The following is a 13192-nucleotide window of genomic DNA, read 5'->3' on the forward strand; positions in this document are numbered from 1 at the left end:
AACCAGTAAACCGGGTGCAATGTTAAATAAACCGGTATTTTTTACCTCTTCTCTGGCCATTCTTGTTTTGCTGATTTATGCAGCCAGCAACCCTGACCAGGCCAATGCATTCTTCCAGTCACTGCAGGACACAGTGGCGCAAAATGGCGGGTGGTTTTACATCCTCACGGTAGCCATTATTCTTCTTAGCGTGGTGATCCTCGGATTTTCCCGGTATGGCGATATCCGTCTCGGGCCTGATCACGCCACGCCTGAGTTCAGCAAGCTGACATGGTTATCTATGTTATTTGCCGCCGGTATGGGGATAGGATTGATGTTCTTCGGTGTTGCCGAGCCGGTCATGCACTTCCTCGCGCCACCCACTGCCGACCCGAACAGTATTGCCGCAGTGAAAGAAGCCATGAAAACCACCTTTTTCCACTGGGGCGTGCATCCGTGGGCAATTTATGCCGCGGTTGCGCTGGTGCTGGGCTACTTTGCTTACCGTCACCAGCTGCCGCTGACATTACGTTCGGCACTCTATCCTTTAATTGGTGAGCGTATCTACGGCTGGCCCGGCCACCTGGTGGATATATTTGCTGTTACGTCCACTATCTTCGGTGTGTCCACGTCACTGGGTTTCGGTGCAGCACAAATTAATGCCGGTTTGTCTTACGTGTTCGGTATTCCAAGCACAACAGGTGTACAAATTGGCCTGATGGCAGGTGTTGTGGGTATTGCCATCATTTCCGTGACCACCGGTCTTGATAAAGGGATCCGCCGCTTATCCGAAGCAAATATGTTACTTGCAGTGGCATTACTGGTTTTCGTACTGGTGCTTGGCCCCACGGTATTTCTGCTGCAGGCTTACCTGCAAAACATGGGAGCGTATGCTTCCGACATCGTGCGGAATACCCTCAACCTGTTTGCCTACGCCAAAACAGACTGGATTGGCGGCTGGACAATTTTCTATTGGGGATGGTGGTTAGCCTGGGCACCTTTTGTCGGATTGTTCATCGCTCGTATCTCTTATGGCCGCACCATCCGTGAATTCGTCATGGGTGTACTGCTTATCCCGACTGCATTTACCTTGTTGTGGATGACCGTGTTCGGCAATACCGCTATCGATATGGTACTTGTACAGGGCAAAGACGCGCTGGCTTCAATGGTAAACGAAGATACCTCAGTCGCCCTGTTTGTCTTTTTAGAAAACTTCCCGTTCAGCAGTGTACTGACTTTACTGGCAGTACTGATGGTAGTGATTTTCTTTGTGACCTCCTGTGACTCAGGCGCCATGGTTGTCGACATGCTGTGCTCTAACGGTCGTAACGATACGCCTTTATGGCAACGCATTTACTGGGCTGTCAGCGTGGGTGTGGTGGCTGCCATCCTGCTCTACGCCGGCGGGCTGGGCGCGTTGCAAACCATGACGATAGTCGCAGCACTGCCTTTTTCGGTGATATTGCTTGTTGCACTCTTCGGCCTGATGAAGGCCCTGCGGGTGGAAGATTACAAGCGGGAAAGTATGCAAATAAGTGGTTTTCAGACCAGTACCGGTGACAGTGACAAAAACTGGCGTTCGAGGCTGGAAAACATCGTGTCTTTCCCGAACAAAAAAGCCGTAAATCGCTTTCTGGATAAAACGGTACTGCCGGCATTTAATGATGTAAAAGAGGAATTTGGTAAACTGAATTTTGATGTGGAAATTGAGCAGACAGATGAGTTCATGATGCTGACGGTGAAACTCAACGAGCAGCCTGATTTTATCTATGCGGTTTATCCTACATCCACAGTACAACCGGATTTAAACGGTACGCTGGACATAGATAGTGATGACACGTACTATCGCGCCGAAGTTCACCTGAGTGAAGGTGGACAGGGATACGATATTATGGGCTGGTCGACACTTGCTGTTATCAACGATGTCATCGATCAGTACCACAAACACCAGCACTTTTTACACCGGTTAGTGTGAAATCAGCAGTTCACAGGACGGGCTTATTTATGAGAAAAGAAGAAGAATTATTGGTTGCCCTGCGTAAGGTCATCCGCGCGGTTGATTTACGCAGTAAGCAACTGAGTAAAGATGTGGGTCTGACCGGCCCGCAGTTGCTGGTAATGCAAAATATTCAGGAACGCCCCGGCATCATGGTGCGGGAAATTGCGGAAAGCATTAATCTGAGTCCTGCTACCATTACCAATATTCTTGATCGCATTGAAGCCCGTGAACTGGTTACCCGCATCCGCAGCACCACCGATAAGCGAAAAGTAGGCGTGTATCTGACGGACAAAGGTGAAGCGTCGCTGGAAAACGCGCCCCGCCCTTTACAGGAACACTTCATCGACCGGTTCAATAATATGAAGGACTGGGAACAAAGCCAGATGGTTGCAACGATGCAACGTATAGCTTCCATGATGGACGCTGAAGATATTGATGCCTCACCGTTTCTGGAAGTGGGTTCACTGCGGGACAAATAAAAAAAGCCACGGTGTTTGCCGTGGCTTCTCTTTAAGGGGGTCTGTTTCCGGTATTAACCCGCCGGATGTCACTTAACCTTCACTTGTCATTCTTTTGCTTTCAGCGGATTCGGACGGCCACCGGTCACTTTATCTGCCCGACCTTCTTCAACGGCTTTTTCAGCACGGCGTTTACGGATCTCTTTCGGATCGGCAATCAACGGACGGTATATTTCAATCCGGTCACCATCATTAACCGTGTCGCGCATTTTGGCCACACGGCTCCATACGCCCACTTTCGTTTTCTTCAAATCGATTTCAGGATGAAGTTCACATAAACCGGAAGCAACAATAATGCTTTCGATAGTGCTGTCTGCCGGCACCGAAATTTCCACCAGCGATTGCTTTTGTGGCAGTGCGTAGGCAACTTCTACCGTTATTTCGTCACTCATCAGTACACGCTCCGTGCCCGTTCCGTAAATGCATTCACCATGCTGGTGGCCAGCCCGCTGAATACCTTACCGAAAGCCATTTCAGTTAAACGGTTACTGAATTCAAAATCCAGATTAAGCGCAATTTTACAGGCGTCATCAGATAACGGGGAAAACGTCCACCCGCCAGATAACTGCTTAAACGGACCATCGACCAGACGCATATCTATACGCCTTGCCGGCTCCAGAGTATTGAGTGTTGTGAACCATTGCTTAATACCGGCTTTCGATACCAGTAACGACGCCTTCATGTGGCTTTCACTGTGGTCCAGAACCTGACTGTCGGCACAGCCCGGTAAAAATTGTGGATAGGCAGCTACATCATTGACCAAATCAAACATGGCCCCGGCACTGTATGCCACTAACGCACTGCGTTGGATACTTGGCATAAACTCACTTTTTTATTTCTGATAATCTGGTAAGTCTACCACGACTGTTTATTGTCACCTACCCTTTAAGCGCGCGCTATCGCCCCCATATACCATGGAAATGAAAAGACATTCTGTTTGCAATCGGTATAATGGCGGGCATGAAAAAGAACAAATCCAATCAAAACTCAACCGGCACCATCGCGCTGAACAAGAAGGCGCGTCACGACTATCATCTGCAGGACAAATTCGAAGCAGGCGTGTCGCTGCAAGGCTGGGAATTAAAGAGTATCCGTGAAGGTAAAGTGAACATTACTGACACGTACGTTATTTTACAAAATGGCGAAGCCTGGCTGGTAGGTGCGCGCATTACGCCGCTGAATCAGGCCTCTACCCACGTGATTTGCGAACCCGAACGGGCCCGCAAATTACTGCTGAATAAAAAAGAAATCGACCGGCTTATCGGCGGCCGCGAGCGTCAGGGATACTCCATAGTTGCCACAGCCATGTACTGGAAAAAGTGCTGGGTGAAGCTCGAGATTTACCTGGCGAAAGGTAAACAGGAACACGATAAGCGTGATGCCGTTAAAGATCGCGACTGGGAACGTCAGAAACAACGGGTGATGAAACACAGCGTGTAACCTCAGGTTGCATCGGCGCAATGGTCTCTTTGATCTTTGCGCTGATATACGCTTTGTATACCATCGTCATCTTTCTGCGGTGCAGAATATCCAGAAACAAGCTCCAGAAACCCGTCGGGTTATGCATTGTGGTCAGATCGTTGCCTAAACGTCTCAGCTGCCGGCGTACTTTTGCCATTTTCACCAGTGATGCCAGTGTTTTATCCTGCCAGTCACACTCAGGTTTAATCCCCGCATAATCTGGCTTTTGCTGCCATTTTTTCATCAGGTCCGGTGTAAATGCCAGGGCGCTTGCCATACCCGCGAACGTACATCCGTTGTCTAAAACTTGTTGCACAGTTTCCTGCCGGACAATACCGCCGGTGGTCATCAGCGGTACGTCAGCCTGTTCAGAAATCTGCTTTGCCACATCTGCGAAGTAAGCGTCTTTACGGGATACGGCAAAAACCTCCTGCGCAGTTCCCTGCATAGCCGGAGATTCATAGTTTCCGCCGGACAGTTCCACTACATCCACATTCAATCCTGCCAGCCACTGTGCTACTTCAGTTGCCTCCTGCGCAGTAAAACCACCACGCTGAAAATCTGCCGTATTCAGTTTCACCATCACAATAAAATGATTACCGCAATATGCCCTTACCTGACAAACAATGTTCAGCAACAGACGGGCACGGTTCTTCAGAGAACCGCCCCACTCGTCTTCCCGGCGGTTTGCCAGCGGAGACAAAAACTGACTTAACAGGTAGCCATGGGCAGCATGAATTTGCACACCGTCGAAACCGGCTTCTTTTGCACGTCTCGCCGCCTGGGCAAACTGATGGGTGATTTGATGGATTTGCTCACAGGACATCGCCTGTGGTTTAGCAAAACGTTTAGTGTATCGTCCCAGAGAAAGTGGAACGTCTGAGGGTGCCCATGCCACTTCACCAATCTCACGGGGCATCTGTCTGCCCGGATGGTTAAGTTGCATAATGGCTTTTGCGCCACCGGATTTGATCACTGCCGCCCACTTTTCAAAGGCTTTTAAGTCGCCTTCCAGCGGCATAACCACACCGCCAGGGCCGGTCATAGCAGTTGCATCAATCATCACATTACCGGTAATGATCATTCCGGCACCGCCATGTGCCCAGTACCGGTAAAGTGCATAAAGCGCATGATCCGGCTGAAGTTGCTTATCCGCCATGTTTTCTTCCATCGCGGCTTTAACAATCCTGTTTTTAACAACCTGCCCGCATGGCAACGTTACCGGTGTCGCCATTGATATTTGATTTTGCTGCATGATTCCGTGTCTGAAGCTTAAGCGCGACTACTTTATAGGAAATGCCCGGCGCTTTCATGCTTCATGTGCGTTATTTTTTATTTTGCCGTTACGTAAATGATACAGATCGACAGACAGGAACTGACCCACCGGACTGGTTATCTGTTACACTACGGCGGTTTGTATTACCGGAAGCCCTGCCATGAGCCAGCAACAGCCTAATAATCCCTTACACAGTCTGACGTTAGAAAAGATAATCGTGCAGCTGCATGATCATTATGGGTGGGACGGACTGGATGAACGCATTCATCTGAACTGCTTTTACAACGAGCCATCGGTGAAGTCGTCACTGAAATTTCTGCGCCGTACTCCCTGGGCCAGGGCCAAAGTGGAAGCGCTCTATGTTGAGACTTTTTGTCGTTAATCCATTAACCCGTACCTTATCCGTTTTCTTTCCGGCGCCCTGTCACTGCCCGTAAACCGGCTGAACACGTTTTACTATCAACAATCACATGCCGCACTATCAAGCGTGTCTTTGCCGGCTTTAAATCATTGATATGACTAAAAACATGACTCCGGGGCGTGATGTGGCTTCGTCAACATTGACAAGCCACTATTACCTTTTCACTAATATGCATTTCTTTGCATCCGATCTGAGCGTTCAGTCGTTTGGTTCAGGTAGGTTCAACTTGATAGTAAACGGAATAATCGTTAATAATGTGTAAATAGTGACAGCAGACAGCGGAAACTGAGATTTCATGGAACACGAAACATTGTTTCCACTCTTGTGTGAAACGGCAAACGGCAACAAAGAAGCGTTTTCAGAATTGTATAAACTGACCAGCGGTCAAATGTATGCAGTCGCACTGAAGATGTTGAAAAGGCCTGAACTGGCGGATGAAGCCATTCAGGATGCTTATGTCAAAATCTGGCACAATGCGGGTCAATATCAGCGTGGCAAAGGCACTGTGTTTACCTGGATGCTCAGTATAGCCCGCTACCGTGCACTGGATTTGATGCGCTATCATAAAGTGCGCAATGAAGTGGACTTGTCTGAAGATACACATTTACCTGTTTCCCCGGACGAATCCAATTTGTCTGATGCGGAGCAGAAGAAGCTTGAAGCCTGTATGGATGAACTTGAACCTGCCCAGCGGCAGGCTATCCATCTCGCTTACATTAACGGTTTATCTCATCACGAAGTGGAAAGTCACATGGCGTCTCCGCTGGGCACTATCAAAAGTTGGATCCGTCGCGGATTACAAAGTTTGCAGAGGTGTCTGTCACTATGAATTATCTTACTGAAGCACGGAGAAACGCCCTCGCTGCTGAATATGTGCTGGGTACGTTGCGGGGAAAAGCCAGAGTGCGTTATCAGAAGCTGATGATGCAATATCAGCTTATTGCTGAAACGACCGCCTTATGGGAACAATATCTCGACGGACTGAACCACAGGTTGCCGCCGGTCACTCCGCCTCCGCGCGTATGGCAGGCCATCCAGAAACGCATTAATCCTGAAGAACGGACAGATGCGTCCGGTAACATTATCGCATTCGAACGTAAACGACGAAAGCAGTGGCGTCTGTTTTCCGGCGTGGCCGCCGCTGCCGCGCTTATGATGGCCGTGTTACTCGTTTCCATGACGGAACCTGTCACCGCCCCTGTTGAGCGGGTGGCAATATTTAATGACACCAATAATCAGCCTTTATGGATCATCGAAATTTCCGGTGACTCCCTGAATGTAAGAGTTACCGGCGCACTTGCTGCCAGAACTGACAAGGACTATCAATTGTGGATGGCGCCGGCCGGTGGCGGTGCACCAGTCTCCCTGGGACTGCTTCCCAAAAGTGGAGATATCACCCGTATTCCGCCCTCCATGTTGCTGGACAAAAACGTTACGGTACTGGCTGTCAGCATGGAGCCACCCGGGGGCTCGCCAAACGGTTCACCCACTGACGTGCTTTACCACACCAACATATTTTCTGTTTAAAGCCCTCATAACACGGCTACTGGCGCAGCACGACAACGTACTGCGCCACGCCCGTTTTATCCCTTTTCATTTATCCCGTTAAATCCCGAAAAATAAAAAATTTAAAAAAATATATATTTTTTTGCATCCGGTTTCATCTTTGAGTCGTTTGGCTTGTTATACGGACGCAGAAAAGCAGGCGCGTCTTTGAAAATGCATGTCATATACGGAGACAACAATGCTGAATACACAGACGAAAAATGCACCATTCAAATATTCTCTTCTCGCAACGTTACTGGCTGTTTCACTGGCTGGCTGCAGCGGCAGTGATGGCGACGACGGTATGGATGGTATGGATGGTATGGATGGTGCTGACGGCCAGGATGGTACGCCGGCCCTGACCACTGGAACGTTTCTGCGGGCAAACAATGGCGACGAAAACCGGGGCACGGTGGACTGGATTGATCAGGACGGGGGCATACTGAGCAGTTTCGAAACCGGTGCCAATGAAGGTATTGTGTTGTCCTCTTCAGGCACACTTTATCAGGCAGGAGACAGCGGAGAACCCATGCTCGGCGCATTTTGCCATATTGCAGGCCGGGAAGACGGAATGATGATGTCGTCTGTCGATTCTCAGATTATGGGAGCAAACACCGGTCTCACCAATCCTAAAGGTATAGCACTGGCTGATGACAGCGGTATGATTTATGTGGCCGACTTTAATGCAATGCGAATTGCTGTATTTGGCAGTGCTGCAGCAGGTGATGTAGCGCCGGTTGCTGAGATCATGTTGCCGGCACAGCCCTGGGATGTGGCCGTAGATGAAAACGCTGACCGGATGTACGTGGCACTTACCGACGGCACCATCGCGGTGTATGACAATGTCATGGCTTCGGATTTCGCGCCGTCAGTGATGCGTATTATTGTACCGTCAGATGCCAGTGGCACACAGATTTCCGAAAACAGTCACGGCATTGTCTACGACGCAGACTCGGACCGTCTGGTGGTTTCCGATGTGGGTGATGCAAGTGTTGCCGATGACGGGCAGATCTTTGTGATCGACAATGCTTCCACCGCTGACGGTGCCGTGGAACCGGCGCGCACCATCGCAGGCCCGTCAACGATGCTGGGTAACCCTGTAGACATTATTCTGTCGGGCACCACACTGCGTGTCGCGGAAAAATCCAACGACGCGATTCTTGTTTATACAAATATATTTAGTGGTGACAGTGGCGATATTGCCCCGACCCTTTCCTCGTCTTCAGTAAAACCCGAATCCCTCGCAGAAATGACAGATATGCCTGAAATGGCAGATTTTTCTGACCAGGCCCTTGCAGATGTGACCATCGGCGGTGTCAGTGCCAGCAGTAACCCTGCTACTGCCGGCGATACAACAGGCATGGTAGTGCAGTTTGATGCCTCTCTCGGTAGTCAGACTGCTATGTTCGATACTGGCATGAGTATCGAAAGCGTTGCTTACTCAGTCAATGGTGACGGCTTCGTTACGTATGATGACCCGGAAACAGCCATGGGCGGATTATTGGTAGTGAACCGGATGGCATCCATGCGCGATGACGGCATGTTCAGCCTGTCTCAGGACCGCGAAATCATGGGGGACATGACAGGTCTGGTTGCGCCAAAAGGACTGGACGTAAACAGTGAGCACGCTCTGGTGTTCGTAGCAGATGTCAATGAAGCTACACCCGCCGTCCGCGTGTTTTCGGGCTGCGCCGCAGGCAATGTAATGCCTGTGATGACACTGACAGCTTCTGACGGTGCGCGCCCGTGGGATGTGGATTACGACGCTGAAACTGACCGCGCTTTCCTCGCCCTGACCAATGGCACTGTTGCAGTGTTTGATGAAGTTACCCGCAAGATGATGAGCGGCACCAGCGAAATTACGGGTGAAGACCGCCTGCTCATACCGGCCATGAATGGTGAGGCGATTGCTGCACCCACCAATATTCACGGCATTGACTATGATGCTCAAAGTGATGCGCTGGTCATTTCTGATGTGGGCAGTGCCGACAGTGCCACAGACGGTAAATTGTATGTCATTCCTGATGCCGGCATGGCAGAAGGCCTCACAGATATGACTGTTAATATTGCCGGCCCCTCAAGCATGCTGGGTAATCCGGTAGATATTATGCTCAGCAACGGCAATGTATACGTGGCAGAAAAATCCAACGGTATGATCCTGCGATTCGATGACATTATGAATGCCGCAAGCGGTGACATGGCACCGGATTACAGCGTTTCATTCACAGCCCCTGAATCAGTAGCCGTACTGCCAGAATATTTGTGGTAAGTACTTACAGGTAATACTCAGGATATGGCCGGCAGCATGCCGGCCGTTTTCTGCTATATCGTAAACTTTTTGAGCAAACAGACGTACTAATGTTGAATTAATTTGTGGCGTACACTTGAATAAGCTAGACTCCACCCAATATTCAGTAACATATTGTTTTAAGGTTATTGAATGACCTGGAAACAGGCGATCGCCGGGGCTGATTAGGATTCGACAGGATCTAGGAAGCTGGAGGTGCATGCAGAGGAGCGGTTTGCCTCTTAAAAAGCCGCATTTAAATAGTCGCAAACGACGAAAACTACGCACTAGCCGCTTAATAACCGGCATAGGCCCTTCCCCCTAAGCTTTGTCTGCTAGCCAGGATTTTGGAAGGTCATTAAAGCAAACTAGCGAGGGAAACTCTCCTGAGGTTGAACCGCGAAATAGTATCAGGACAGCTACCAGGAACCCTGTTTGTCGGGGTCCAAAGTAGTTAAATAAAAGACAAACTAAGCATGTAGTACCAAAGGTAGACATTTTCTGGACGCGGGTTCAAATCCCGCCAGCTCCACCACTTTCAAATACAAAGACGTCCTAGGACGTCTTTTTTATTATCTAAATTCAGCAACTTATCCCCACTTTAGTCCCAGGAAGTCCGAGGACATATTGTAAAATCCACGCTTTTTAGTAACACTATTAGTAACACAAAATCATGTGTACGGAGACAGTGTTACAATGGCCAGAACCACCCGCCCCTTAAGTGATACAGAAATAAAAAAAGCGCGTCCTAAAGACAAAGAGTACAACCTTGCAGACGGCGGTGGTTTACAGTTACGAGTACGCCCCAACGGCGCTAAACTCTGGTTATTTAACTATTCTCGCCCTTACACAAAAAAGCGCGCAAACCTGAGCTTAGGTAGCTATCCCGACGTAACACTCGCTACTGCAAGAAAAGAAGCAGCAGAAGCACGTGAGTTACTCGCCAAAGGTATTGATCCCCAGGAGCACAGAGCCGAAACCATCATGTCTGAAAAAGCCGAGCTCGAAAACACGTTTGAGTTTGTTGCTGCGAAATGGATGGAAGTTAAAAGGCAATGTATTAGGCAACAACAACCACCTACAGATAGAGCCGTTGATATTGGGATTTTAAATTTATTGTTTCGGTAAGATTCTAATAGCTGCTGAAATTGATGTGTCCCCGGCTGGATCACCGGGGAACCCCATTAACTATATTTTTTTGCGTCTAAGCAGTAAGGTGGCAAACAAAATGATCATAAAAATACCTAGTGAAGGTTCTGGAACATCGACACTTGAACCTGGTGAGCTGTCTAGGTCTTGCTCGAAAACTTCAAAGTCAGAAGATGATTCAAGTCCATAGTTATTGACGACTAAGCCGTTACTGTCGACAATTAGTATTTCTTCGAAGGTAGCAGTATTGAAGAAATCGGAAATTATCTGGTAGGAGTCGAATTCCATTTCAGTTGGTAAGCCATATTCGGCCAAATCAATATATGTTGTAGAAGTTAAGAATAGTGTGAGATCAAATTCTTCTCCGAAAATAAAATCTAGTGTGAGTTCATACAGACCATCATAATCACCTTCAGATAAAAGTGTTACTGTGTCCGATTCAACCGTACTAGTAAATGTGGTTCCCGATTCATTTGTGTAGCTGTCTGTTTCTATTAATCGCAGAGCAGCGGTGCCGTTTGCGGCGCCTTCAACAGACCAACCATCATAAAATAACCCAGTATTTTCTATAGAACCATCCAATGAATAGAAGAGCGACATTGTTCCGGTAGTGCCGCTTTCCCCCCCCGTGATTGTAAAGGAGTCTTCAAAAGAAGCTGAAGAATAGACGCCGATATCTGCAATATCCTTAGCGTTTTCAGCTAAATACAAGCTCGCGTCAAAGGTTAGATTACCGTCGATTTCAGTAAAGTATTCGGGATGTTCGAAAGCAAGAGTCCAAAACTCACCTTCATCGGCTGGGGCTACGGTGGCGTTAATGTACTCTAAAATGCCTTCCTCATCGAATTGCTCAACGGCTATGGAAGTTTCTGCTTTGAGCGTTGTGTCTAGAACTGCTGATGCGCCACTACTGCTAATAATTGCATAATTATCATCTTCATCTTTATAGATGCCTTCAGCATAACAACTTGAATTACTTCCATTTATAATAGCATTGTAGCATGATTCTGCGTAATACCCAGCAGATGAGTCTGACTCTGTTATGTACGTAGAAATAATAACGGTTGAAAAGGCGCTATTCGAAAAAAATATAATACAAAGCGCGATAGCACTTAAAAGTTGGGTTTTGTTTTTCATCTAATATATCCATATAAAGTAAAAACAAAGATAAGCATATATTATGCCTGCCGTCACAATTGTATGAAAAGCATACAAAATTGTAATTATTGAGAAATAAGAGATTCTTTTTGTGTAAAATAATCTGACAATTGATAATCCCGAATTCAGATAATAAGTGCACCACTCATGGTTAAACGGTGAGGAGAGATCAACAGCCTGTTGGTGGTACTCTGTAATCGCCAAAAAACAAGAGTAGTTACCATGAGTTACAAGCAGTTGATCGAGGGACAACGATACCAGATAGAAGCCTACTTACGCGAGGATTTCAGTTATCGGGAGATTGGAAAGCGTCTGAGGGTGAGTCACAGCACTATCAGCCGGGAAGTTAGACGCAATCGAATTCGGGATAGTCATCACTTACCGGAAGTTGCTCAGGCCAAGGCATTAAAACGACGTTGTCAGGCCGCAAAGTTCAGGATATCTGAACTGACGATTACCTTTGTTGAATTCTGGCTTAATGAAAAGTGAAGCCCTGAGCAGATTGCTGGTGTAGGTAAAATCATCGGTCATCACGTTAGTCATGAATGGATTTATGGCTACGTTCAGCGTGATAAATTACGCGGCGGTAAATTGTATAAACAGCTACGTCAGAGCCGTCGACGATACCGTAAGGGTAGCCGCGCGAAGCGTGTGATTATTCCGAATCGCGTTGGTATAGAGCATCGTCCAGACATCGTGAACAAGAAGAAGCGGTTCGGTGACTGGGAAGCTGACACAGTTCTTGGCAAGCAAGGTACGGGCGCAATTATCAGCCTGGTAGAGCGGAAAAGTAAGCTATATCTGATACGCAAAGTACCAGCGAAAAGCGCAGCTGATGTGGCCCGGGCAATGGTTGGCATGTTGTGGAAATATCGAGGTCACGTCCGAACTATTACGGCTGACAACGGCAGCGAATTCTGTGACCACGAGTTGGTCGCAGAAAAGCTCAGAACGGATATTTACTTCGCGAACCCGTATTCATCCTGGGAACGCGGATTGAATGAAAACTTCAACGGTTTGCTGCGCCAGTACATCAGGAAAGGCACCGATTTAAGGACGGTAACAGATAGGCAAATTACCGAGGTTGAACGGGCATTAAATGCCAGACCGAGAAAGTGTCTTGGCTTTAGGCAACCTGTCGCGATATTCAATGAATTACGCAAGGCTGCCTAATATAGCGAGTGGTGCACTTCGGACTTGAATTCGCGCCTCTTATCTTATCCTCTTCCATTTTTAAACCCTAAATAACTGATCCTATGTCTGCTACACCTTTGCCATTCCGTGGGCATTGCCGGGGAATGGTGATGCGGTCTCCATAAACCGCCGTACTCTTTTTAGTAATTGCCACATTTCTGTGCACTTATGATTGCGAGTGATAGTTTCATGCAAGGCATGCCAC

Annotated in this window: 12 protein-coding genes, 1 other RNA gene and 2 pseudogenes; 10 read left to right on the forward strand and 5 right to left on the reverse strand. The window is 48.1% G+C overall.

The window, feature by feature from the left end; translation table 11 throughout:
- Window positions 1-19 precede the first annotated feature (19 nt).
- Both ACXAG2_RS13950 and ACXAG2_RS13955 read left to right on the forward strand, forming a co-directional pair.
- On the forward strand, window positions 20-1954 hold the full coding sequence (locus tag ACXAG2_RS13950; RefSeq protein ID WP_474867914.1) for a BCCT family transporter: 1935 nt from the start codon (window positions 20-22) through the stop codon (window positions 1952-1954).
- Window positions 1955-1983: 29 nt separating this feature from the next.
- Window positions 1984-2457, forward strand: coding sequence for a MarR family winged helix-turn-helix transcriptional regulator (locus tag ACXAG2_RS13955; RefSeq protein WP_119501061.1), 474 nt, complete (start codon window positions 1984-1986; stop codon window positions 2455-2457).
- Between the two features lie 86 nt (window positions 2458-2543).
- Here the strand turns inward: ACXAG2_RS13955 and ACXAG2_RS13960 are convergent, their stop codons facing one another.
- Together ACXAG2_RS13960 and ACXAG2_RS13965 are read right to left on the reverse strand one after the other, a co-directional pair.
- Window positions 2544-2888, reverse strand: a complete 345-nt coding sequence (locus tag ACXAG2_RS13960) for an RnfH family protein (RefSeq protein WP_119501060.1) — start codon at window positions 2886-2888, stop codon at window positions 2544-2546.
- Window positions 2888-3316: a type II toxin-antitoxin system RatA family toxin gene (locus ACXAG2_RS13965; RefSeq protein ID WP_119501059.1), complete on the reverse strand. Its 429-nt coding sequence runs from the start codon at window positions 3314-3316 to the stop codon at window positions 2888-2890. The genes ACXAG2_RS13960 and ACXAG2_RS13965 overlap by 1 nt, the downstream gene beginning before the upstream one ends.
- A 140-nt stretch (window positions 3317-3456) precedes the next feature.
- Between ACXAG2_RS13965 and smpB the strand changes: the two genes are divergently transcribed.
- Window positions 3457-3936: an SsrA-binding protein SmpB gene (gene smpB / locus ACXAG2_RS13970; protein ID WP_303574297.1), complete on the forward strand. Its 480-nt coding sequence runs from the start codon at window positions 3457-3459 to the stop codon at window positions 3934-3936.
- Here smpB and ACXAG2_RS13975 read toward each other — a convergent pair.
- Window positions 3881-5212, reverse strand: coding sequence for an NADH:flavin oxidoreductase/NADH oxidase family protein (locus ACXAG2_RS13975; protein WP_474867885.1), 1332 nt, complete (start codon window positions 5210-5212; stop codon window positions 3881-3883). The two genes, smpB and ACXAG2_RS13975, sit on opposite strands and share 56 nt — an antisense overlap.
- A 181-nt stretch (window positions 5213-5393) precedes the next feature.
- On the opposite strand from ACXAG2_RS13975, the gene ACXAG2_RS13980 reads away from it, so the two are divergent.
- From ACXAG2_RS13980 to ACXAG2_RS14005, 6 genes are all read left to right on the forward strand, one after another.
- Complete coding sequence (locus ACXAG2_RS13980) at window positions 5394-5615, forward strand: VF530 family protein (protein WP_474867887.1); 222 nt, start codon at window positions 5394-5396, stop codon at window positions 5613-5615.
- Between the two features lie 334 nt (window positions 5616-5949).
- Window positions 5950-6483, forward strand: a complete 534-nt coding sequence (locus tag ACXAG2_RS13985) for an RNA polymerase sigma factor (RefSeq protein ID WP_119501056.1) — start codon at window positions 5950-5952, stop codon at window positions 6481-6483.
- Window positions 6480-7181: an anti-sigma factor gene (locus ACXAG2_RS13990; RefSeq protein WP_474867890.1), complete on the forward strand. Its 702-nt coding sequence runs from the start codon at window positions 6480-6482 to the stop codon at window positions 7179-7181. Before ACXAG2_RS13985 ends, ACXAG2_RS13990 begins: the two co-directional genes overlap by 4 nt.
- A gap of 217 nt (window positions 7182-7398) precedes the next feature.
- Window positions 7399-9468, forward strand: coding sequence for a hypothetical protein (locus ACXAG2_RS13995; protein WP_474867892.1), 2070 nt, complete (start codon window positions 7399-7401; stop codon window positions 9466-9468).
- A gap of 195 nt (window positions 9469-9663) precedes the next feature.
- Window positions 9664-10021: a transfer-messenger RNA gene (gene ssrA, locus ACXAG2_RS14000) on the forward strand.
- Between the two features lie 161 nt (window positions 10022-10182).
- Window positions 10183-10614, forward strand: a complete 432-nt coding sequence (locus ACXAG2_RS14005; RefSeq protein ID WP_474867895.1) for an integrase arm-type DNA-binding domain-containing protein — start codon at window positions 10183-10185, stop codon at window positions 10612-10614.
- A gap of 60 nt (window positions 10615-10674) precedes the next feature.
- Here the strand turns inward: ACXAG2_RS14005 and ACXAG2_RS14010 are convergent, their stop codons facing one another.
- The gene (locus ACXAG2_RS14010) at window positions 10675-11772 is read right to left on the reverse strand and encodes a hypothetical protein (protein WP_474867897.1); all 1098 of its coding nucleotides are present in this window, start codon (window positions 11770-11772) and stop codon (window positions 10675-10677) included.
- A 243-nt stretch (window positions 11773-12015) separates the two neighbouring features.
- Between ACXAG2_RS14010 and ACXAG2_RS14015 the strand changes: the two are divergent.
- Window positions 12016-12966, forward strand: a pseudogene (locus ACXAG2_RS14015) (IS30 family transposase).
- Window positions 12967-13056: 90 nt separating this feature from the next.
- Here ACXAG2_RS14015 and ACXAG2_RS14020 read toward each other — a convergent pair.
- A pseudogene (locus tag ACXAG2_RS14020) lies at window positions 13057-13192 on the reverse strand (IS630 family transposase); the annotation flags it as partial.

The sequence above is a fragment of the Alteromonas sp. ABH4_456 genome (assembly GCF_056160645.1).